Genomic DNA, 21,624 nt, shown 5'->3' on the forward strand with positions numbered 1-21,624 from the left:
TTTTTATTTTAAAAAATACTTATGGCAACATTTGAAAAAGGGAGTAAAAAATTGATTAATGCTTGGGCATTTTATGACTGGGCAAACTCTGTATATACTTTAACTATAGCATCTTCAATATTCCCCATTTTTTATTCAACATTATTCACTGATAAAAATGAATTAGTCAATGCTTTTGGCTTTGAAATGAAGCAAACCGTACTTATTTCAATAATTACAGCATTCACATTTTTGGTGGTAGCAGTTTCTTCTCCAATATTATCTGGTATAGCAGATTATGTTGGCAATAAGAAAAGCTTTATGAAGTTTTTTTGCTACATGGGTGGAATTGGATGTATGGGGCTCTATTGGTTTAACTTAGATATGATTCATACAAGTCTGCTGTTTTATTTCATGGGACTCTTAGGATACTGGGGCAGTCTTGTATTCTATAATTCATATTTACCAGACATAGCTTTTGAAGAACAGCAAGATTCTGCTAGTGCTAAAGGATTTTCATTGGGTTACATAGGTAGTGTAATTTTATTGCTAATAAACCTAGGAATGGTAATGATGCCTCAATATTTTGGCTTTGATATTAGTATTTCTAATGAAATTGCAAACTCAGGAAATGAAATTGCGATAGCTGAGGCTATGGAGACGGCTAAGAATATTGCTGCTGTTAAAGCTATGAAGATTTCATTTATTACTGTTGGATTATGGTGGATAGGATTTAGCCAATATAGTTTTTATATACTGCCAAAAGGAGTCTCTAGCGGACATAAGGTGACCAAAGAAGTTTTATTTAATGGATTTAAGGAATTAAAAAATGTTTGGAAAGAATTAAAAGGGAATTTAAGATTAAAAAGATATCTAAATGCCTTTTTTGTATTTAGTATGGCGGTACAAACCATTATGCTAATGGCCGTATATTTCGGTGAAAAAGAAATTTTGTGGGGTTCAGATAGTGAGAAGACAGTAGGACTTATAGTTAGTATTCTTGTTATTCAACTGGTAGCCATACTAGGTGCAATATTTACCTCTAGAGCATCTGCTAAATATGGTAATATTAAAACGCTAATTGGCGTAAATACGATTTGGATGTTGGTATGTATTTATGCTTACTTTATGGAAACGCCAATTCAATTTTATATAGCAGCAGGTATAGTAGGTTTAGTAATGGGTGGTGTACAGTCTTTAGGTCGCTCGACGTATTCCAAGTTTTTACCCGAAACAGAAGATACCACGTCTTATTTTAGTTTTTACGATGTCGCTGAAAAAATAGGGATTGTAATAGGAATGCTCATATTTGCAATTGTAGACCAAATAAGTTCTATGAGATATGCCATTTTGTTTTTATTTATGTTCTTTTTGGTTGGTATAGTAATGCTTTTTAGAGTACCAGAAAATAAAACAATTTAATTTATGTTATGTTTGTAATCTCATAACCCAATTCTATATAGATTATGAAAAAAATAATTGCTTTATTCTGTGTGTTTTTAATTTGTTCAGCTTTTCAATGTGAAGATGAGCCACTAGAAGGTGAGTTTATAACAGATACTGAAGCTGCATGTGCTTTAGCAGCTCAGAATACCGCAGAAGCTGCGCTAGCTTTTTTAGGCGTTTCTAATGAAGATTTTAGTGAGGTATGTAATGCATATAAAACAGCTCTTGAAGCTCAAATAGCAGCTTGTGGTGATGAAGATGGTAGTTTACAAGGTTTAATTGATGAGTTGGGTGATTGCGTTCCAGATATGACTGAAGAAGGCGTGGTAGGTACGTGGTTATTAACAGCTTGGAATGGAACAGAACCAGTAGACTTAGATAACGATGGAACAGGTAGTATCAATTTCTTAGAAGAAATGGACTGTTATAATAACGAAACTTTTGTTTTTAATAATGATGGTACAGGTGCATCGATAAGTACTTCATATGCTGATATTGAAATATTTCTTGACCCAGACAATTCGGAAGAATTTGATTTCACAGTAGATTGTATTCTTGAAAATGAAACAACTAATTTTACATGGACACAATCAGGGAATATCATTACAACTACAGATGTTTTTGGAACGTTTGATTGGACTTTGGAGGGCAATACTTTGTCAACTACTATTCCAGAAGGTTTTACTGTAATCAATACAGAAGATGCTACAGTTAATACAATACAAGATTTAACATTTGTATATACTAAACAATAAAAAAAGCCGCTAAAAGCGGCTTTTTTGTTTTATAAACTTGTTTTTAATTCTCAATACTTCCAGAACCAGAAACCTTAGTATCTTCTTTCGTAGGATTACCACGATATTCAATGTCTCCAGAACCCGCAACACGAGCTTTAAGTTCACCTGAGCAGTTAACACTGATATCTCCAGAACCTGCAACTGAAGCGTCTACATTTACAGAATCTAATTTAAATCCGTGAATATCGCCAGAACCCGCAACTCTTACTTTAAGATTTTTTGCTTTTCCTTTTAAAGTTAAATCTCCCGATCCTGCTACACTAGCATCAGTGTAGTTTGTATCTATATTCAAAATTAAATCTCCCGAACCTGCTACAGAAGTAGAAAAGTCATCTGCTTTTATAATACCTTCATTCCAAAGGTCTCCAGAACCTGCTAACGATACTTTATCTACATCTTTGTAAGGAATAGTGATTAAGATGCCATTGTTTTTTGAAGGATTGATGTTTTTCCCATTTTTTACTTTAATGACTAAGTCGCCACCTTTAACTTCTGTAACAATATACTCTAATAAGTTGGACTCACCTTTAATAGTAATTTTTCCTTCTTCTCCAGGAACTAGCTTAAAGTCCATAAAGCCACCACATTTAATACCATCATAGTCTCCGGTATTTCGAGTAATTGTTGTAACGTCTCCGTTGCCTCGTACACCTTTTCCGCCCCACCATTGGGCATGAGATGTTGTTAAAGCTAATAAAAGAATAAAGCTGAATGTAAATTTTAAATTTCTCATGATTTTTGGTTTTATAACAAACATGACTGTTCGTTTTTTGATTAATTATTGTTTTTTAAATGTTACGCTTCCGAATTCAGAATTGATTTTAACCAGATTTCCAGTGTTACTTTCACCATAATGGCCTGAGTAGTATTTATCTGATGATTTGATTATGTTTTTTGAAAAGTAAAAGTCGTCGCTGTTTTTTAATGAGGCATGTTCTAAGGAGATATCAAAATTAAAATGATAAGCTGAATCATAACCTAGCGTAATGCTTGCATGCTCTGCAACAATCTCTATATTTTGAGCATTAGAAGCCACTTTTTCAATCTTTACACTTCCAAAATCTGATTTTACCGAAGCATTTTTATAGACACTACCTATGCGTAGCGTAAGATGGTCTGCATTACCGGTAATATTATTCACATTATCTATTTTAAGTGAATTAAAATCACAGTTATAAGTGATGTTTTCTGCAGCTTCTATATAACTTGAGGTGTGGTCTGCGTTGATACTTAGATTCTTGGTTTTTGCAACAGTGTAGCTGCTAAAATCCGCATTTATCTTTCCGCTGTTTATATACTCAAAATAGCTATCTTTTGTATGGTCAAAATTCAATTCGTTTCCATCAGCCAGCAATTCTTTTGTGGTTATTTTTCCATAATCACAATTTATTCTTGCTACACCTTCTAGGGTGTCAACACTAACACTTCCAAAATCATTATCAATGTCTATGCTATTAGTTTTTGGAATTTTAATAACATAGTTGATTTCAAGCTTGAGATTCATTTTTTTACCCCAATTCCACCATCTAGATTCATTTTTTTCAATTTTTGTAATCGCAGAAACAAGAGAATTTGAAGCTGAAAAATTAATATCTATTCTCTCCAAACGGTCTTCTACTTTTTCTTCATCATTGCCACTTACTCTTATTAGAACGTCAAATTCAATAGTGTTTTTATCCCAAGTAATAATATCAATATTACCAAAGCGGTTACTCACTTTTAAAGTCGCATCTTTATTTACGTTGTACGATTTTTGAATAACGCGTTCTTTTGTAGTTAAAGCATCGTTATACGAGAGTGTATTAGCTGAAACTAATGCTGGTAACAGTAATAAAACTGCTAGTAAATTATAGTGTATTTTCTGTATCATAATTTGTGTCTTTTAAGTCTTCAATTTTATCTAATATGTCGTTTAGGATATCTATCCTGCTTTGAAAGTTTGATATCATAGCGTAAATAACGCGCTTATCATTTCCACTCTCTTTAAGGTCGTTCTTTAAATCTTCGTAGTCTTCTTCAAGAGTTTTTAATTGACGCTCTGCTTCGTAAATAATATTTTCTGTTAGAGGTGAGCGCTCAGCATTTAACTTTTTTAATTCTTCACTAATTGTAGTAGTAAAAAAGTCTTGTGCTTCAGAAAACTCAGGAGATACGCTAGCTAAATCAAGAGTGTCTTCAGTTTGATTAATTCCACCGAATACACTAATTGCAATAACAACGCTTGCTGCAACAGCTAAAAGAGGCTTCCAAAAAGTACTCAATTTGTTTTCCTTTTTTCCAGAAGATTTTGCATCGAGCTTTTCTAGGAAACGAGCTCCATGTCCTTTATTAGGCTCCAGAACATCAAACTTTCCTTTTAAGTCTTCAAATAGAGTTTCTATATTATCTTGTTTATTCATCATTATGCGTTAACGCTTAGTTTTTGTCTTAAACTCTCTTTAGCTCTTGAGATTAATGTTCTACAGTTAGCATAAGAGATATTCATTATTTCTGAGATTTCTTCATAATCATAGCCTTCAATGAGATGCAGTGTTAAACCTAAACTGTAATTAGATTTTAGTTGCTTTATTGTTTTTAGGATATAATTCACTTTTTCGTTTTCTAAATCGGTTTCTTCAATACCATTATTATCTTCAACTTTATAAAGCACATCGTCTAAAGCAACGTTATTCTCCTTTATTTGCCTGTTGTACTCTACAATACTATTATTAATTACTATCCGTTTTAGCCAAGAACCAAAAACTGTTTTATCTTTTAAGCTTTCTAACTTATCAAAAGCAGTTAAAAAAGACTCTTGCATTACATCTTCTGCCTTGTACGTATCTCGTACAATTCTAATTGATGTGTTATACATAGCTTTGTAGTAGCGGTTGTAAATTTCTAATTGTGCACGTTGGTTGCCCGTACTACAAAGCCTGAGTAATTGTTCTATATTTTGATTGGTTGTAGACAAAAACTAATGCTTTTACTTATAGATAGACTTGTTTGTGAAGTGTTACAGTTTTAAATAAAAAACTTTTACAAATTTAATTCTGAATGGCATAACAATTGAATTTAATGAAGAGTTAATAGCTTATAAATAGCTATAAAACCTTATAATCTAACGTAAAGTTAGAAAATGTAAAACGAAACATTAGTACATTCTGTGTCTTTTAATGACAGAATGGCTTAAAATATAATATGGCAAAACGAAAATTTTTAGGGCTTGACAGTTTGTCATTTCAGGATTTTGATGAAAATTCAGAATTAATTCCTTTAATGACTCCAGAAGATGAAGAATTAATAAATAACGAAGTTCTTCCAGAATCACTTTCAATTTTACCGTTGCGAAACACTGTTTTGTTTCCTGGAGTGGTGATTCCTATTACTGCTGGGCGCGATGCGTCTATAAAGCTTATCAACGATGCTAATAATGGCGGAAAAGTTATCGGAGTAGTATCTCAGAAAGATGAAGCTGTTGAAAACCCTACAGAGAATGATATTTATAAAACAGGTACTGTAGCTCGTATTTTAAAGGTGTTAAAGATGCCTGACGGTAACACAACAGTTATCATTCAGGGGAAAAAGCGCTTCCAAATTAAGGAAGTCGTTTCTGAAACACCGTATCTAACAGCAACAATATCTGATTTAGCTGAGGCTAAGCCTGCGAAGGATAATGAGGAATTCAAAGCTATTATTGAGTCTATTAAAGATTTGTCTTTAGAGATTATAAAAGAGAGTCCTAATATTCCAACTGAGGCGAGCTTCGCCATAAAAAATATTGAAAGTAGTTCTTTTCTTGTCAATTTTGTGTCTTCAAATATGAACCTTAAGGTTGAAGAAAAGCAAGAATTACTTCAAATTAACGATTTAAAAGAACGTGCGCTTTCTACGTTAAAGTTCATGAATCTAGAATATCAAAAGTTAGAGCTTAAGAATGATATACAGAATAAGGTTCAGAGCGATATGAACCAGCAACAACGAGAGTATTTCTTACACCAACAGATGAAAACTATCCAAGAAGAGTTGGGTGGAGGCGTGTCTTCTGGTGAGGAAATTGAAGATATGCGTCAGCGTGCTAAAGAGAAACAATGGGATACTAAAGTCAAAGAGCATTTTGATAAAGAATTAGCTAAGATGCAACGCATGAATCCTCAGGTAGCTGAGTATTCAATCCAGCGGAATTATCTAGACTTGTTTTTGGATTTACCTTGGAATGAGTTTAGTGAAGACCAATTCGATTTAAAGCGCGCGATGAAAATCTTAGATCGTGACCATTTTGGTTTAGACGATGTTAAAAAGCGTATTATAGAGTATTTAGCGGTATTGAAGCTTCGTAACGACATGAAGTCGCCAATTCTTTGTCTTTACGGTCCTCCAGGAGTCGGTAAAACATCTTTAGGAAAATCTGTAGCCGAAGCTTTAGGGAGAGAGTATGTGCGTATCTCACTAGGTGGTTTACGAGACGAGGCCGAGATTAGAGGACACCGTAAGACTTATATCGGTGCTATGCCAGGACGTATTATTCAGAGTTTAAAAAAGGCAGGAACGTCTAACCCTGTTTTTGTTTTAGATGAAATAGATAAATTATCTTCTGGTCATCAAGGTGACCCGTCTTCGGCAATGTTAGAAGTGTTAGACCCAGAACAAAATAATGAATTCTACGATAATTTCTTAGAAATGGGTTATGATCTGTCTAAAGTCATGTTTATAGCTACATCTAATAGTTTAAATACTATTCAGCCTGCATTACGTGACCGTATGGAAATCATTAATGTTACGGGTTATACCATAGAAGAAAAAGTAGAAATAGCAAAACGTCATTTATTGCCTAAACAACTTAAAGAACATGGGTTAGATGAGAAAGCATTAAAAATTGGTAAACCTCAACTTGAGAAAATCGTTGAAGGTTATACGAGAGAGTCTGGAGTACGTGGATTAGAAAAGCAAGTAGCCAAAATGGTACGTTATGCGGCCAAAAACATTGCAATGGAAGAAGACTACAATGTTAAAGTGTCTAACGAAGATGTTGTAGAGATTTTAGGAAGCCCAAGACTAGAACGCGATAAGTATGAGAATAACAATGTCGCTGGAGTTGTTACTGGCTTGGCTTGGACTAGAGTAGGAGGCGATATTTTATTTATAGAGTCTATTCTTTCAAAAGGAAAAGGAAGTTTATCTATAACAGGAAACTTAGGAAAAGTCATGAAAGAATCTGCTACCATTGCTATGGAATACATAAAAGCAAATGCAGATAAATTTGGGATTAATTCCGAAGTTTTTGATAAGTATAATGTGCACATTCACGTTCCAGAAGGCGCTACACCAAAAGATGGGCCAAGTGCAGGTGTAACGATGCTAACATCTTTAGTGTCATTATTTACGCAGCGTAAAGTGAAGAAAAGTATTGCCATGACAGGAGAGATTACCTTGAGAGGTAAGGTCTTGCCAGTAGGAGGCATCAAAGAGAAGATTTTAGCTGCTAAGCGTGCAAAAATCAAAGAAATTTTACTTTGCGAAGACAACAAAAGGGATATTGACGAAATAAAACCAGAATACCTAAAAGGCCTCACATTCCATTATGTTAAAGACATGGATGAGGTTTTAGAATTGGCAATAACCAAACAAAAGGTAAAAAATCCTAAATCACTTTAATAATCAAAACCTCAGTGTAAGAACTGAGGTTTTTGCTTTTCAAAAAATAAAAGATTTAGAACTGCGTTCTAAGATAGATTTAGTTATTTTGCATGCTATGATTAGGAGAATTACCGCTCTGTTTTTTTTAGGGTTTGCTTCGGTGTGTTTCGCCCAATTGGGAGGCGAGTCTACATACCAGTTTCTTAATCTTATATCTTCTCCAAGACAAGCTGCATTAGGCGGAAAAATAATCACAAATTTTGATAAAGATGTCACTGAAGCGCTATATAATCCGGCGTCTATTAATAGCGACATGCATAATCAAGCAGCTTTAAACGTCTCTAGTTATTTAGGTGGAATTACATACGGAACAGCGGCTTATGCCTATACTTGGGATAGACGTGTACAAACCTTTCATTTTGGGGTTACTTATATCAACTACGGAGAATTTGATGGACGTGATTTAAATGGTATAGCAACGGGTACTTTTAGTGGAAATGAAGTTGCCTTATCTTTTGGTTACAATTATAATATCCCTTTTACAGATTTTTATGTAGGTGCAAATGCAAAAGTGATAACATCTCAATTAGAACAATACAATTCTGTTGGAGGTGCTATAGATTTAGGTGTTATGTATATTAATGAAAACCTAGATTTTCATGCAGCTCTTACGGTTAGAAATTTAGGAACTCAATTTACAACTTATGCAGGTGTAAATGAACGCTTGCCTTTTGAAGTAAATTTTGGAATGTCCCAAACCTTAGAATATATTCCACTACGATGGCACTTAACACTAGAGAATCTGCAAGAATGGCCTATTGGTGTTTCTAATCCTGCAAGAGCAACTACAGATTTAAGTGGTAACCAAACTGAAGAAAAAGTTGGCTTTCTAAACAATACGCTTCGTCATTTGATATTGGGAGCTGAGTTATGGCCAGATAGAGGATTTAATTTAAGGTTAGGATATAATTTTAGGCGTGCTGAAGAATTACGTATTTTAGACCAAAGAAACTTTTCTGGTTTATCTTTTGGTGTTGGCCTAAAGATTAATAAAATGAAGTTTAGCTATACTCATGCAAGATACACAGCGTCTGCAAATACTAGCTTTTTTGGACTTCAAATTGATTTGAATTAATATTGAATAGATTCAGCATAAATGAGTAAAATAGTTATAGCCATAGACGGGTTTTCATCTACAGGAAAAAGCACAGTTGCCAAACTACTGGCTAAAGAGTTGGGCTATATCTATGTAGATACTGGCGCCATGTACCGCGCAGTGACTTATTTTGCTCTAGTAAACGGATTTGTTTCAGAAAATGAATTGGACAAAGAAGGTCTGATTTCAGAATTAGAAAATATTCACATAACCTTTAAGTTTAATCCAGATTTAGGTTTTGCAGAGGTTTACTTAAATGATGAAAATATTGAAGCAGATATTCGCACACTTAAAGTCTCACAACATGTAAGTCATATTGCTGAAATTTCAGAAGTGCGTCGTAAGCTAGTACAACAACAGCAGTTGATGGGCAAAGACAAAGGTGTTGTTATGGATGGTAGAGATATTGCAACCGTTGTATTCCCTGATGCAGAATTAAAGATTTTTATGACCGCTTCCGCTGAAAAACGTGCTACAAGACGTTACAAAGAATTGTTAGAGCGTGGTCATAACTTAAGCTATGATGAGGTGCTTCAAAATGTTATAACTCGTGATGAAATAGATTCAACTCGTGAAGATTCTCCACTAATAAAGTCTGAAGATGCTATTGAATTTGATAATTCCGAAATGACCATTGAAGAACAATTACAAGCCATACGGGCTTTAGTAGAAGACAAATTAAAATAAAAAAGGCATCTAATTTAGATGCCTTTTTTGTAGAAATGTATAATCTTATAAGTTTGGAATTACTAATTCTTGGTCTGGATGAATAACATCTGGGTTTTTCAGAATGTGTGTATTCGCAGCAAAAATTTCTTTGTACTTCATAGCATCACCATAATAGTGCTTTGCTATTTTTCCTAAAGTTTCACCAGAAGAAACTGTATGTCTTGCGTAAACAGAAGTGTCTTCTACTTTGATATCCGCCATGATATCCGCAGGATTATCACCGCCGATTTCCTTTATCTTATTCCATAAAGCGTCTTTTTCGTATTGCGTACTTGCTGTACCCCAAACTTTAAGTTTTCCGTCAGCTTCTTCAACTTTTCCGTCTTTAATGTTTAGTTGTTCTCCTAAGTCAAGTACTGCTTGATATTTTGCTCTCATTTTTAAAAAGTTTTTAATTAATATTATTGTTGTTTGTATCTTAAATAGTTACTCTAAAACGTATGAGAATTTAACTGCTTAAATTTTAGGTAATTATTAATGTTATTCGTATTTTTGCGCTCCTTTTGGCGATTAGTAGGAAGACAAAAGACAATATAAAAATTTATTTTAACACTTCTATGTGTTTATCGCATAAATTTTCCTACAGCATATAGAATACAAATTTTTATCAGCAATGGCTGAAAACAAAACAAAAGAAGCTGAAGTAGCAGTAGAAGCAACTGAAGCAAAAGCAACCCAAGCACCTGTAGTATCTGAAGCTCAGGCAAACCCAGAAAAATTCTTAAAGGAGTTTGATTGGCACAACTACGAAGAAGGTATTGAACAAGTAGAAGACACTAAACTTGAAGAGTTCGAGAAGTTAGTATCTGAAAACTTCGTTGATACTTTAGATGATCAAGTTGTAGAAGGAACTGTAATTGCTATTACAGACCGTGACGCAATTATTGACATCAACGCTAAATCTGAAGGTGTAATTTCACTTAACGAGTTCCGTTACAACCCAGATTTAAAAGTAGGTGATAAGGTTGAAGTATTAATTGACGTTCGTGAAGACGCAACAGGTCAGTTAGTATTATCTCATAGAAAAGCACGTGTAATTAAGGCGTGGGATCGTGTAAACAATGCACACGATACTGGTGAAATCGTAAACGGTTTTGTAAAATGCAGAACTAAAGGCGGAATGATTGTAGACGTATTTGGTATAGAAGCGTTCTTACCGGGTTCTCAAATCGATGTGAAGCCTATTAGAGATTACGATCAGTACGTAAACAAAACAATGGAATTTAAAGTTGTAAAAATCAACCACGAGTTCAAAAACATTGTTGTATCTCACAAAGCACTTATCGAAGCTGATATTGAAGAGCAGAAGAAAGAAATCATTGGCCAGTTAGAAAAAGGACAAGTATTAGAAGGTGTTGTTAAAAACATTACTTCTTACGGTGTGTTTATTGATCTTGGTGGTGTAGATGGTTTAGTTCATATTACAGACCTTTCTTGGTCACGTATCAACCATCCAAACGAGATTGTTGAGTTAGATCAGAAATTAAATGTTGTAATCCTTGATTTTGATGAAGATAAGTCAAGAATCCAATTAGGTCTTAAGCAGTTATCTAAGCACCCTTGGGAAGCTTTAGCTGAAGACGTAAAAGTTGGTGACAAAGTAAAAGGTAAAGTAGTTGTAATCGCTGATTACGGTGCATTTATCGAAGTTGCTGATGGTGTTGAAGGATTAGTACACGTTTCTGAAATGTCATGGTCTACACACTTACGTTCTGCACAAGATTTCGTTTCTGTAGGAGATGAGATTGATGCTGTTATCTTAACATTAGATAGAGAAGATCGTAAAATGTCACTTGGTATTAAGCAATTAACACCAGACCCATGGACAGATATTACATCTAAATACCCTGTAGGTTCTAAGCACACAGGTATTGTACGTAACTTTACAAACTTTGGTGTATTCGTAGAATTAGAAGAAGGTATCGATGGATTAATTTACATCTCTGATTTATCTTGGACTAAGAAAGTGAAGCACCCTAGCGAGTTCTGTAATGTAGGTGATAAGTTAGATGTTGTTGTATTAGAGTTAGACGTAGAAGGACGTAAATTATCTTTAGGTCACAAACAAACTACTGAAAACCCTTGGGATAAGTACGAAACTGAGTTTGCTTTAGAGTCTGTACATAAAGCTGCGATTTCTGAAATCGTTGACAAAGGTGCAACTATAGAGTTTAACGAAGATATCGTTGCTTTTGTTCCACAACGTCACTTAGAAAAAGAAGACGGTTCTAAATTAAAGAAAGGTGAAGAAGCAGAATTCAAAATCATTGAATTTAATAAAGAATTCAAAAGAGTTGTAGCATCTCACACAGCTGTATTTAGAGAAGAAGAAGCTAAGATTGTAAAGCAAGCTGTACGTAAAGCAGAAGCTCAAGCAGCAGAAGCTAAGCCAACTTTAGGTGACGCTAATGATGCATTACAAGCGCTTAAAGATAAAATGGACGGTAAGAAGTAATTCTTCCAGATTTTTATAAAATTAAAAGCCTCTCATTTTTGAGAGGCTTTTTTATTATTAAAAGTATTAATTTGCATTCGATTTAATTTATCATGAAACTTAATATAACACTATTACTTTTATTAATTATACTTCCAGTATCTGCCCAGAATTGGTTAGAAACCAATCTATTTGTACCAGAAAATACTTTAATTAATAGCAATTTTGGAATAAGAGTTGCTGTTGACGGAGATTACATGGTTATTGCTGCTAATGCGGGTAAGAATGATACATCAACGGGGAGTATTAGTATTTATAAAAAAAGCAGTACTAATGATTGGGATTTAATTCAAGAATTGTCCATTGCAGATGGAACTCCTGGACGTCAAACTCCAAGTTCTATAGATATTAAAAACGATTATATAGTAGTTGGTGTTTTGAGTAAGGACAAAGTTTATGTATTTAAAAATGATGGTATTGGAAACTGGAGTAGCTTTCAAGAATTGGTAGGCTCTGATACAACTTCTAACGATAGGTTTGGAGAATCTGTTGCTATTTCAGAAAATCATATAGTAGTTGGAGCTACATTTCAAGGTCCAAACTCTAACAACTTGTTTGGTGCGGCTTATGTTTATGAAATAAGTATGGTTTCTAATCAATGGGAAGAAACACAAAAACTTGTTTCAAATATAAGAACTGACGCAGATTTATTTGGACAAAGAGTAAGCTTGTATAATAATACAATTGTCATAGCAGCAAGAGGTGAGGATCAAGATGCAAACGAGACAAATACACTGTTTGGCTCTGGAGCAGTATATGTATTTGAATTAGATGAGTTAAATATTTGGAACCAAATTATCAAGCTTACCCCAAGTGATAGAGTTAATGATATGAGTTTTGGAGATGATGTTTCTATATTTGAAGGTAGTATTGTTATAGGTTGTGTAAGATGTACAGACGATTCTTCCCAAGCTACTGGTGCGGCTTATGTTTTTGAAAAACTGACTACCGGAAATTGGTCAGAAACTTCTAAACTTTTACCAAATATTTCTAATCTTACCGATGACTTTGGGAAAAGCGTGGCTGTAAGTCAAGATTATATTGCAATAGGTTCACATTTGGATGATAAGGATATAAATGGAACTAATTTTCTATCAAATTCTGGACTCGTTTACATATATAATAGAGATACTTTAAATCAATGGAATTTTCAGGAAACAATAGAAGCTAGTGATAGAGAAGAAGATGATATATTTGGTTATGATTTAGACCTTCATTTAGGGCAAATCATAGTAGGAGCATTTGCTAGTGAAGGTCTTAATCCGAATGATAATTCGGTGGTATTCAATGCTGGGTCGGCCTATGCGTTTGAAATTAATTCAAATTTATCTTCAAATAATTTTAGATTTCAAAATATTTTTGTTTCTCCAAATCCATCTAGTTATAGCTATAATGTTGAACTACAAGAGGTTTATGATGAATTAGAAGTCTCTATCGTTAATGTTATTGGAGAAGTCTTATTAAATAAAAGATATAATGATGTTTCAGAATTTGAAATTCATTTAAATGCTAAATCAGGGCTTTATTTTATGAATATTAAAAATAGTTTTGAAACAATTGCTACTATTAAAATCATTAAAGAGTGATTTGATCTTTAATTTATTTAGTTTAACTTTACATCCCAAATACGTTTGGAAGTTATATGAGTCAAAAAGTATTACTTAATTCTAAAGAAGTAAACATTATCCTTCACAGATTGGCTTGTCAACTTATTGAAAATCACAACGACTTTTCTAATACTGCAATCATAGGATTACAACCTAGAGGTAAATTTCTTGCAGACCGATTAGCAAAAATTTTAAAAGAAGATTACAAAGTAAAAGACCTTAAATACGGTCATTTGGATATTACGTTTTTTAGGGATGATTTCCGTCGTGGTGATAAACCTTTAGAAGCTAATAAAACAGATATCAACTTTATAGTTGAAGGCAAAAATGTCGTTTTTGTGGACGATGTATTGTACACAGGACGTAGTATAAGAGCAGCATTAACCGCAATTCAATCTTTTGGAAGACCAAACCATATAGAATTACTAACATTAATAGACAGACGTTTTAGTCGTCATTTACCTATACAACCAGATTATCGTGGGAGACAGGTAGATGCCATAAATAAAGAAAAAGTTATAGTAAACTGGAAAGAGAACGAAGGAGAAGATACCGTTTACTTAATAAATAAATAAGAGCATGAGTCAATTAAGTGTCAATCACTTACTGGGAATTAAATATCTAAACGAAGCAGATATTCAGCTTATTTTTGAAACTGCAGACCAATTTAAAGAGGTTATTAATCGACCAATTAAAAAAGTCCCTTCGCTTAGAGACATTACCATTGCTAACTTATTTTTCGAAAATTCTACACGTACAAAGTTGTCTTTTGAACTTGCCGAGAAACGTCTCTCTGCAGATGTAATAAATTTTTCTGCAAGTCAGTCTTCGGTTAAAAAAGGAGAAACACTTATAGATACGGTAAACAATATTCTTTCAATGAAGGTAGATATGGTAGTGATGCGCCATCCAAGTCCAGGAGCAGGTATATTTTTATCAAAGCACATAGATGCCAGCATTGTTAATGCCGGAGACGGTGCACACGAACATCCTACGCAAGCATTGTTAGATTCTTACTCTATCAGAGAGTCTTTAGGTAGTGTAAAAGGAAAAAATGTGGTGATTGTAGGCGATATTTTGCATAGCCGCGTGGCATTGTCTAATATTTATGCGCTGCAATTACAAGGTGCTAATGTTATGGTTTGTGGACCAAAAACCTTATTGCCAAAATACATTAAAGATTTAGGCGTTAAAGTAGAAACTAATCTCCGTAAGGCTTTAAATTGGTGTGATGTTGCAAATATGCTACGTGTGCAAAATGAACGAATGGACATCAGTTACTTTCCAACGACTAGAGAATATGCGCAACAGTTTGGAGTCAATAAAGTGTTGCTAGATAGTTTAGATAAAAAAATTACAATCATGCATCCAGGACCAATTAACCGTGGAGTAGAGATAACGAGTGATGTTGCTGACTCCGACCAATCCATTATACTTAACCAAGTGGAAAATGGGGTAGCCATTCGTATGGCAGTGATTTATTTATTAGCTTCAAAAATAAAATAAGGTGTTATGATATTTGATAAAGATGGTAACATTACAATTATTACCCAAGAAAAGGCGTCAGTTAAGACCTTAGTCAATAATATTGAGCAGGTTTATGATAAGTACAAGAACGACCATATTATCGTAAATCTGTCTAGTTTAGATTCAATTTCATTAGAAGATATTATTGAGTTTCTTAGAATAAGTAATACACATCGAGGTGACAAAAAATCATTTGTTGTAGTATCAGACAAAGTAGATTTAGACGCTATGCCAGACGAAATTTGTGTTGTACCTACGATGCACGAGGCATACGATATAATTGAAATGGAAGATATAGAGCGCGATTTAGGATTTTGATATGAAGTTAAATATTCTAGGTTGCTATAGCGCCACACCTCGTACATTTACCAATCCTACATCACAAGTTTTAGAAATTAGAAATCATTTGTTTTTGATTGATTGTGGCGAAGGTACCCAAGTCCAGCTCAGAAAAAACAAGATTAAGTTTTCACGAATAAAGCACATCTTTATCTCGCATTTGCATGGTGACCATTATTTTGGTTTAGTTGGACTAATTTCTACGTTTCGATTGTTGAAGCGAGAAGCAGACCTTCACATATATGGACCAAAAGGATTAAAGGAGGTCATTACACTTCAGATGAAATTATCTGACTCATGGACCAATTATAATCTTTATTTCCATGAATTAACCTCTAAAGAATCCGAACTTATTTTTGAAGACGATAAAGTAGAGGTACACACCATCCCGCTTCAGCATCGTGTATATACCAATGGTTTTTTGTTTAAAGAAAAAGAAGGCGAAAGAAAATTAGACATGGCGGCTGTTTTTAGTGCTGATATAGATGTAGCTTATTACAGAAAGCTAAAGCAAGGTTTTGATGTTGAAAACAAGAAGGGTAAGACTGTGAAAAACGAAACTGTAACTCTATCACCATCAAAACCTAAAAGTTATGCCTTTTGTAGCGACACACTTTATGATGAAGCCAAACTACCTTTAATTAGTGGTGTAGATGTATTATATCACGAATCTACATTCTTAGAAAAGAATGCCAATCTGTGTGAACCGACCATGCATTCCTCTGCTAAACAAGCGGCTACAATAGCTAAAAAAGCAAATGCAGGAACATTAATTTTAGGCCATTACTCTACACGTTACGACGATTTATCTCTATTTAAAAAAGAGGCACAAACGGTTTTTGAAAATGTAGAATTAGGAGATGATGGTAAAGTATTTGAATTTTAGCATTGTAATTCCTTCAACCTTAAAGCCCATCCGATAGCTTCTTCAATAGTATAAGCACGTTTTACACTTATTTTAGAAATATGCTTTTCAATATTAGCAGAAAGAAGTGTTGAGTCTCTATAAGTAACAATTGCTGCTCCGACTACAGGAATATCGTTATCTAAATAATTCCATAAAATTGGGTCAGAAGAGTAGTTGTTTATTCTATTGGTTATGTAAGCCAGTTGTTGAGTGGGAGGATAAATATCTATAAATTCTTCTATAAGAGTCTCAAGTTTTTCTTCATCAAAATGCACTCCTTGATTTACTTCTACAATGATAAATTTATCGGCAGCATAATAGTCACAAAAGCTTAAAGTTCCTTTACGGTAATTTATAGATTTTGAAATGGGGGAATCTTCAAATCTCATTCTTAAAATTTCGCTAAAAATACACTTTTTTTGAAGTAGATGAAATTTTGAATTAACTTTATAGTCTATGGAAAAAGATTTAAGTAATTATAGAGAATCCTACGAAAAAGGGGAGCTATTAAAAAAAAATGTACCTGAAAATCCTATAGAATTATTCAGAGATTGGTTTATTGAAGTAGAACAGCATTTTAACCAACGAGAAACTAATGCTATGACCATTTCTACAATAGGATTAGACGGATATCCCAAGAGTAGAGTAGTACTTCTAAAAAAATATACCTACGAGGGTTTTATTTTCTATACCAATTATAATAGTGAAAAAGGAAAGGCTATAATAGCTAACCCTAATGTATGTCTTTCTTTTTTTTGGGCAGATGCAGAACGTCAAATTATAATAAAGGGTAAAGCCGAAAAAATAGCGGAGAACCTAAGTGATGGTTATTTTGAATCTAGACCACGAGGAAGTCAATTAGGTGCTGTAGTTTCTAATCAGAGTGAGGTAGTTAATGACAGAGCTGAACTTGAAAATAAACTGAAGAATCTTGAAGAGGAATATGAAGGAAAAGATATTCCTCGTCCAAAACATTGGGGTGGATTTATTATTAAACCTGTAGAAATTGAGTTTTGGCAGGGTAGACCTAATCGATTACACGACAGAATTAGATATAAATTACAAGACGATTTTCAATGGAAAATTGAGCGTCTATCACCTTAATTAACACAATAGAGTTAAATCGGTAAAAGGTAATTTATTAAGGTGAAATACACTATAAAATCATTCATAAACGATTAAAAACATATAAAATCGATAAAATACATGTTTTTAATCGATTTTAACATTTTATTAACAGTGTAACTTTAGATGAAACTTACTTTAGTAGTCCCAAACAATAAAATACCTACTTATGAAAGTTTCTACACTAATGCCAGTACTGGCAATTTGTGCTTTGTTATCCTTTACGTCTTGCTCTACTGAGAGTGTAAATGAGGAAGAAGTATTCACAGTTGATATAGCAACTGCACCACAAGCAAAGCCATTAGAAATCGAAGTTTTAGAGCTAATAAATAATCATCGCATTAACAGCGGACTTAATGCATTATCAAACAATAATACTGTTAAAGCTGTAGCTTTTACACATTCAGATTACATGAGACAATCTAATGATGTCTCTCATCACAATTTTTACGTTAGAAAGCAAAGTCTTGAGGAAAACGAAAATGCGCAAATTGTATCAGAAAATGTAGCTTATGGCTACACTAATGCTGAGTCATTGGTTAATGCATGGCTTAATAGCCCTTCGCATAGAAATAATATTGAAGGAAACTTTACACACTTCGACATCTCTGCAGAGCAAGATGAAGATGGTGGGTGGTATTATACCAACATATTTATAAAAAGATAATTTTAGTGAGTTTTAATTATGTATTTATAAGACCGCATTTTTGCGGTCTTTTTTTTGTTTAAATAATTCCTCTTAGCTTCTATGAGTAATTTTTATTCTTCGTTTTATTTGATTAATTACTTATTCTGATTGATTCTAATTATTACACATTCATTGCTTTGTAATATTAATAATTATTGTGAAAGCAATTAATTAGATATTATTACATTTTTGATTTCATAATACTATATTTCTAATAAATTTAATGGGGTTTGTTTCTACATTATTAATTGGTCTTGTTTGAATCTGTTTATGCCATAAAAAAACGCCTAGCAATTTGCTAGGCGTTTTTTTGTATTTGCTAACTTTTATTCTTTTATGATATAGAAGTAAGAACGTCTATTTTTTTGATGCTCTTCTTTAGAACACTTTATACCATTAGCACATCTGTTAAGAAGTTGAGATTCTCCATAGCCTATAGCACTTTCTATTCTGTTGGCTTCAATACCACGAGATATGATATAATCTCTAGTAGATTTAGCACGTCTGTCAGATAATCTCATGTTGTAGCGTTCACCACCACGACTATCTGTATGTGATTCAATTTTTATCACCATAGTAGGGTGTTTACGCATAACATCCACAATATTTTCTAATTCAAATTGAGCATCTGTTCTGATATTCCACTTGTCAAAGTCAAAGAAAATGGGGTTAATGACTATTTGGTTATCTATAATTAGCGGTGTTAACATTAAATCAGCAATATTAACTTTATCTTTTTCATCTGTAGTCGTTACTGTTTTTTGGTCGTCTTTGTAATCATCTTTACTAGCAACTACGGTATATGTTTTTTCACAAAGTTGATTTGAGAATTCGTATTTTCCATCTGCATCTGTAGTCATTTCAGCAATGACTTTACCCTTATCATCAACTAATTTTACGGTAGCGTCAGGAATGACTTCCTCAGTCAATTCATCTCTAACTACACCTTCTATACTTTGCTGACAGATGTAAGTATTAAATGTATAGATATCGTCACTACCTTTTCCACCTTCACGATTAGAAGATAAGTAACCTTCTTCTGTATCTGTATCAAATATGTATGCGAAATCATCAAAACTAGAATTGAAAGGCTCACCTATGTTTACGCTTTCTGCATCAGGGTTATTAATTATATCTGACTTAAAAATATCTAATAGCCCATAATTGACAAAACCATCTGAAGAATAATAAAGAGTTCCATCTTTTGCAACAAACGGGAAGGTATCACGACCAGCGGTATTTATTTTATCTCCTAAATTACGAGGCTCAGAAAAAGAACCATCTTCTTTAATATCTACAACGTATAAATCTGAAAGACCATATCCTCCCTCTCGATCTGAAGCGAAATATAGTTTCTTGTTATCTGGACTTAATGCAGGATGTGCTGTAGAATAGAGCTCTAAGTTAAATGGTAACAACTCTAAGTCTGTCCATTGGTTAGTTTCTTCATCTAGTTTAGCTCTAAATAATTCTAAGTGTGTTGTTCCTTTTTTATCGTAATCTAGGCGGTCTCTCTTTGTAAGATTATCACGAGTAAAGTAAATAGTTTTGCCATCATTGGTAATCGCTACAGAAGATTCGTGATAATTTGAGTTAATTCTATCCCCAGATACTTTACTTGGTGAGCCAAAAGCTAAAGTTTTGTTACCTCTTATAATTTCAGTTTGGTAAATATCTAAAAATGGCTCTTTATTCCAGACGTATAACTTAGAAGAAGTATCTCTTGAAGATGCAAAATAAAGCGTGTTGTCTTTAACATAAGAACCAAAATCTGACTTGTCTGTATTAAAATCTACATTGTATAGGTTTACAACGCGTCTATCATTATCTTGTTTAGAGATTTTATAGATATCAAAATTATCTTGGATGAATCTGTTGTCATCTGTGTCTTTATCTTGTTTTTCTCTGAGCTTGGCAACCCACAACTCAGCCTTTTCATAGTCTTTAATACTTACTAAAGATTGTATGTATTTAAAGATATATTCATTGTCAATTTTTCTCTCGTATTTGTCTACTGCCAAGCCATACCAAAGGGCAGACTCTTCGGTTTGAGTATTGTTATAATATGCATCTCCTAATCTTGTAAGTACATGCATAGAGCTATCACCTTTTTTTACAACTTCTTTATACAATTCTATAGCTTTTATGTAACTATAACTTTTATAGAATTTGTCAGCCAACTTCAACTGTGCAAAGCTTGAAGAAAAACAAAGGGTTAATAATATAATGGTTAATCTTGTTTTCATATTACACTGCATTTTTAGAAGTATCTAGGGGATTTAATTCTACGGCTTTTGAATATTTCGAACATTAATAAAATCTCATGAGTTCCGTTATTAAAAGCTCTCAGACCACTATTATTTAATTCTTGTTCGTAAGCATAGCCAATTCTAAATTGTCTTGAAACTTGGAAGTCTATGATTCCACCTAGTGCATTGGTTTGCTCATTAACACGGTAGCCTCCACCAATCCAAAACTTTTCATTGAATAAGAAGTTTGCTGAAATATCAAAAGATATAGGCGCACCATTAGTAGCTTTTACTAAGGCAGAAGGTTTTAGTTTAATTTCATCAGTCAAATCAAAAACATAACCACCAGTAAAATAATAACTCACACGCTCAAGTGCTTCGAATTGACCTTCACCAGAATATTCATTATTTAAAATTCTTGGTGCAGATAAGCCTAAGTACCATCTATCACTATGCCAATATACACCAGCTCCAACGTTAAAGTCCATACGATCTTGAATACCAAATATTAATTGGTCAGGCGTTACGTCAGGATCATTACGGAAGTCAGCGTCAAGATTAAATGCTGTAATTCCAGCTTTGACACCGAAAGCGAGTTTAGAATTGGTTCCAGTTCTAACCGTGTATGAAAAATCTCCAAAAACATATTGAAAATTTTCATACCCAAGCTCGTCGTTTATCACAGACACACCAAGACCGATTTTTTCGTTTCGTAACGGCGCATGTATAGATAGAGTTTGAGTTTGGGGACCACCCTCAAGACCTACCCATTGACTTCTATGCAGGCCAACAGCGCTTAATGTCTCTCTAGAACCTGCATAAGCTGGGTTTATAGAAATGGTATTAAACATATATTGTGTAAACTGCGGAAGTTGCTGAGCAAAGGCTACCGATGTAATCAGTAACATAAATGCAAAGCTGTAAAATTTATTTAACTTCATAGGTATCAGTTTTATACTTTTTTA

21 protein-coding genes are annotated in these 21,624 nt (G+C 33.6%); 13 read left to right on the plus strand and 8 right to left on the minus strand.

What is annotated here, in order from left to right; all coding sequences use genetic code 11:
* The first annotated feature begins 21 nt into the window (after positions 1-21).
* Together BUB95_RS10750 and BUB95_RS10755 are read left to right on the plus strand one after the other, a co-directional pair.
* The gene (locus tag BUB95_RS10750; RefSeq protein WP_073086319.1) at positions 22-1,401 is read left to right on the plus strand and encodes an MFS transporter; all 1,380 of its coding nucleotides are present in this window, start codon (positions 22-24) and stop codon (positions 1,399-1,401) included.
* Positions 1,402-1,445: 44 nt separating this feature from the next.
* Positions 1,446-2,180, plus strand: a complete 735-nt coding sequence (locus BUB95_RS10755; RefSeq protein WP_073086321.1) for a hypothetical protein — start codon at positions 1,446-1,448, stop codon at positions 2,178-2,180.
* A 43-nt stretch (positions 2,181-2,223) separates the two neighbouring features.
* Here the strand turns inward: BUB95_RS10755 and BUB95_RS10760 are convergent, their stop codons facing one another.
* The 4 genes from BUB95_RS10760 to BUB95_RS10775 are packed head-to-tail and all read right to left on the minus strand — an operon-like array spanning position 2,224 to position 5,175.
* Entirely contained in the window at positions 2,224-2,955 is a 732-nt protein-coding gene (locus BUB95_RS10760; protein ID WP_073087407.1) for a head GIN domain-containing protein, read from the minus strand.
* A gap of 45 nt (positions 2,956-3,000) precedes the next feature.
* Positions 3,001-4,092, minus strand: coding sequence for a hypothetical protein (locus BUB95_RS10765; protein WP_073086323.1), 1,092 nt, complete (start codon positions 4,090-4,092; stop codon positions 3,001-3,003).
* Positions 4,070-4,624: a hypothetical protein gene (locus tag BUB95_RS10770; protein ID WP_234969259.1), complete on the minus strand. Its 555-nt coding sequence runs from the start codon at positions 4,622-4,624 to the stop codon at positions 4,070-4,072. Before BUB95_RS10770 ends, BUB95_RS10765 begins: the two co-directional genes overlap by 23 nt.
* Positions 4,624-5,175: an RNA polymerase sigma factor gene (locus tag BUB95_RS10775; protein WP_073086325.1), complete on the minus strand. Its 552-nt coding sequence runs from the start codon at positions 5,173-5,175 to the stop codon at positions 4,624-4,626. The genes BUB95_RS10770 and BUB95_RS10775 overlap by 1 nt, the downstream gene beginning before the upstream one ends.
* Before the next feature lie 227 nt (positions 5,176-5,402).
* Here BUB95_RS10775 and lon point away from each other — a divergent pair, with 227 nt between their 5' ends.
* The 3 genes from lon (at position 5,403) to cmk (ending at position 9,681) form a co-directional block, all read left to right on the plus strand.
* A complete protein-coding gene (lon, locus tag BUB95_RS10780; RefSeq protein WP_073086327.1) occupies positions 5,403-7,856 on the plus strand; it encodes an endopeptidase La in 2,454 nt (817 codons plus the stop codon).
* A 97-nt stretch (positions 7,857-7,953) separates the two neighbouring features.
* Positions 7,954-8,973 carry a type IX secretion system protein PorQ gene (gene porQ, locus BUB95_RS10785; RefSeq protein WP_073086329.1) on the plus strand — a complete coding sequence of 340 codons (1,020 nt, stop codon included), beginning with the start codon at positions 7,954-7,956 and terminating at the stop codon, positions 8,971-8,973.
* Positions 8,974-8,994: 21 nt separating this feature from the next.
* Complete coding sequence (cmk, locus tag BUB95_RS10790; protein WP_073086331.1) at positions 8,995-9,681, plus strand: (d)CMP kinase; 687 nt, start codon at positions 8,995-8,997, stop codon at positions 9,679-9,681.
* A 45-nt stretch (positions 9,682-9,726) separates the two neighbouring features.
* On the opposite strand, the gene BUB95_RS10795 is transcribed toward cmk, so the two are convergent.
* Entirely contained in the window at positions 9,727-10,101 is a 375-nt protein-coding gene (locus BUB95_RS10795; protein ID WP_073086333.1) for a LysM peptidoglycan-binding domain-containing protein, read from the minus strand.
* A gap of 235 nt (positions 10,102-10,336) precedes the next feature.
* Between BUB95_RS10795 and rpsA the strand changes: the two genes are divergently transcribed.
* The 6 genes from rpsA (at position 10,337) to BUB95_RS10825 (ending at position 16,576) form a co-directional block, all read left to right on the plus strand.
* A complete protein-coding gene (gene rpsA, locus BUB95_RS10800; protein WP_073086335.1) occupies positions 10,337-12,178 on the plus strand; it encodes a 30S ribosomal protein S1 in 1,842 nt (613 codons plus the stop codon).
* Positions 12,179-12,270: 92 nt separating this feature from the next.
* Positions 12,271-13,803: a T9SS type A sorting domain-containing protein gene (locus BUB95_RS10805; protein ID WP_073086337.1), complete on the plus strand. Its 1,533-nt coding sequence runs from the start codon at positions 12,271-12,273 to the stop codon at positions 13,801-13,803.
* A gap of 56 nt (positions 13,804-13,859) precedes the next feature.
* Positions 13,860-14,399 (plus strand): bifunctional pyr operon transcriptional regulator/uracil phosphoribosyltransferase PyrR, encoded by a 540-nt coding sequence (gene pyrR, locus BUB95_RS10810; protein WP_073086339.1) that lies wholly within the window; start codon positions 13,860-13,862, stop codon positions 14,397-14,399.
* Between the two features lie 4 nt (positions 14,400-14,403).
* Entirely contained in the window at positions 14,404-15,330 is a 927-nt protein-coding gene (locus BUB95_RS10815; RefSeq protein ID WP_073086341.1) for an aspartate carbamoyltransferase catalytic subunit, read from the plus strand.
* Positions 15,331-15,336: 6 nt separating this feature from the next.
* Complete coding sequence (locus BUB95_RS10820; protein WP_073086343.1) at positions 15,337-15,669, plus strand: ribonuclease Z; 333 nt, start codon at positions 15,337-15,339, stop codon at positions 15,667-15,669.
* A 1-nt stretch (position 15,670) separates the two neighbouring features.
* Positions 15,671-16,576 carry a ribonuclease Z gene (locus BUB95_RS10825; RefSeq protein WP_073086345.1) on the plus strand — a complete coding sequence of 302 codons (906 nt, stop codon included), beginning with the start codon at positions 15,671-15,673 and terminating at the stop codon, positions 16,574-16,576.
* Here BUB95_RS10825 and BUB95_RS10830 read toward each other — a convergent pair.
* Complete coding sequence (locus BUB95_RS10830) at positions 16,573-16,986, minus strand: hypothetical protein (RefSeq protein WP_073086347.1); 414 nt, start codon at positions 16,984-16,986, stop codon at positions 16,573-16,575. The two genes, BUB95_RS10825 and BUB95_RS10830, sit on opposite strands and share 4 nt — an antisense overlap.
* Positions 16,987-17,053: 67 nt before the next feature.
* Here BUB95_RS10830 and pdxH point away from each other — a divergent pair, with 67 nt between their 5' ends.
* Both pdxH and BUB95_RS10840 read left to right on the plus strand, forming a co-directional pair.
* Complete coding sequence (pdxH, locus tag BUB95_RS10835) at positions 17,054-17,701, plus strand: pyridoxamine 5'-phosphate oxidase (RefSeq protein ID WP_073086349.1); 648 nt, start codon at positions 17,054-17,056, stop codon at positions 17,699-17,701.
* 190 nt (positions 17,702-17,891) lie between these two features.
* Complete coding sequence (locus BUB95_RS10840; protein ID WP_073086351.1) at positions 17,892-18,389, plus strand: CAP domain-containing protein; 498 nt, start codon at positions 17,892-17,894, stop codon at positions 18,387-18,389.
* 347 nt (positions 18,390-18,736) lie between these two features.
* Here the strand turns inward: BUB95_RS10840 and BUB95_RS10845 are convergent, their stop codons facing one another.
* Positions 18,737-20,656: an OmpA family protein gene (locus tag BUB95_RS10845; protein WP_073086353.1), complete on the minus strand. Its 1,920-nt coding sequence runs from the start codon at positions 20,654-20,656 to the stop codon at positions 18,737-18,739.
* 14 nt (positions 20,657-20,670) lie between these two features.
* Entirely contained in the window at positions 20,671-21,600 is a 930-nt protein-coding gene (locus BUB95_RS10850; RefSeq protein WP_073086355.1) for a PorP/SprF family type IX secretion system membrane protein, read from the minus strand.
* Between the last annotated feature and the right edge of the window lie 24 nt (positions 21,601-21,624).

This window comes from Winogradskyella jejuensis, from assembly GCF_900129745.1.
Lineage (GTDB): Bacteria > Bacteroidota > Bacteroidia > Flavobacteriales > Flavobacteriaceae > Winogradskyella > Winogradskyella jejuensis.

Coding starts and splice junctions, on each gene's coding strand:
- BUB95_RS10830 (WP_073086347.1), bottom strand. CDS start 16,986: ATGAGATTTGAAGATTCCCCCATTTCAAAATCTATAAATTACCGTAAA.
- BUB95_RS10750 (WP_073086319.1), top strand. CDS start 22: ATGGCAACATTTGAAAAAGGGAGTAAAAAATTGATTAATGCTTGGGCA.
- cmk (WP_073086331.1), top strand. CDS start 8,995: ATGAGTAAAATAGTTATAGCCATAGACGGGTTTTCATCTACAGGAAAA.
- pyrR (WP_073086339.1), top strand. CDS start 13,860: ATGAGTCAAAAAGTATTACTTAATTCTAAAGAAGTAAACATTATCCTT.
- BUB95_RS10795 (WP_073086333.1), bottom strand. CDS start 10,101: ATGAGAGCAAAATATCAAGCAGTACTTGACTTAGGAGAACAACTAAAC.
- BUB95_RS10840 (WP_073086351.1), top strand. CDS start 17,892: ATGAAAGTTTCTACACTAATGCCAGTACTGGCAATTTGTGCTTTGTTA.
- BUB95_RS10760 (WP_073087407.1), bottom strand. CDS start 2,955: ATGAGAAATTTAAAATTTACATTCAGCTTTATTCTTTTATTAGCTTTA.
- pdxH (WP_073086349.1), top strand. CDS start 17,054: ATGGAAAAAGATTTAAGTAATTATAGAGAATCCTACGAAAAAGGGGAG.
- BUB95_RS10765 (WP_073086323.1), bottom strand. CDS start 4,092: ATGATACAGAAAATACACTATAATTTACTAGCAGTTTTATTACTGTTA.
- lon (WP_073086327.1), top strand. CDS start 5,403: ATGGCAAAACGAAAATTTTTAGGGCTTGACAGTTTGTCATTTCAGGAT.
- BUB95_RS10850 (WP_073086355.1), bottom strand. CDS start 21,600: ATGAAGTTAAATAAATTTTACAGCTTTGCATTTATGTTACTGATTACA.
- BUB95_RS10815 (WP_073086341.1), top strand. CDS start 14,404: ATGAGTCAATTAAGTGTCAATCACTTACTGGGAATTAAATATCTAAAC.
- BUB95_RS10755 (WP_073086321.1), top strand. CDS start 1,446: ATGAAAAAAATAATTGCTTTATTCTGTGTGTTTTTAATTTGTTCAGCT.
- BUB95_RS10820 (WP_073086343.1), top strand. CDS start 15,337: ATGATATTTGATAAAGATGGTAACATTACAATTATTACCCAAGAAAAG.
- porQ (WP_073086329.1), top strand. CDS start 7,954: ATGATTAGGAGAATTACCGCTCTGTTTTTTTTAGGGTTTGCTTCGGTG.
- BUB95_RS10825 (WP_073086345.1), top strand. CDS start 15,671: ATGAAGTTAAATATTCTAGGTTGCTATAGCGCCACACCTCGTACATTT.
- BUB95_RS10805 (WP_073086337.1), top strand. CDS start 12,271: ATGAAACTTAATATAACACTATTACTTTTATTAATTATACTTCCAGTA.
- BUB95_RS10845 (WP_073086353.1), bottom strand. CDS start 20,656: ATGAAAACAAGATTAACCATTATATTATTAACCCTTTGTTTTTCTTCA.
- rpsA (WP_073086335.1), top strand. CDS start 10,337: ATGGCTGAAAACAAAACAAAAGAAGCTGAAGTAGCAGTAGAAGCAACT.
- BUB95_RS10770 (WP_234969259.1), bottom strand. CDS start 4,624: ATGATGAATAAACAAGATAATATAGAAACTCTATTTGAAGACTTAAAA.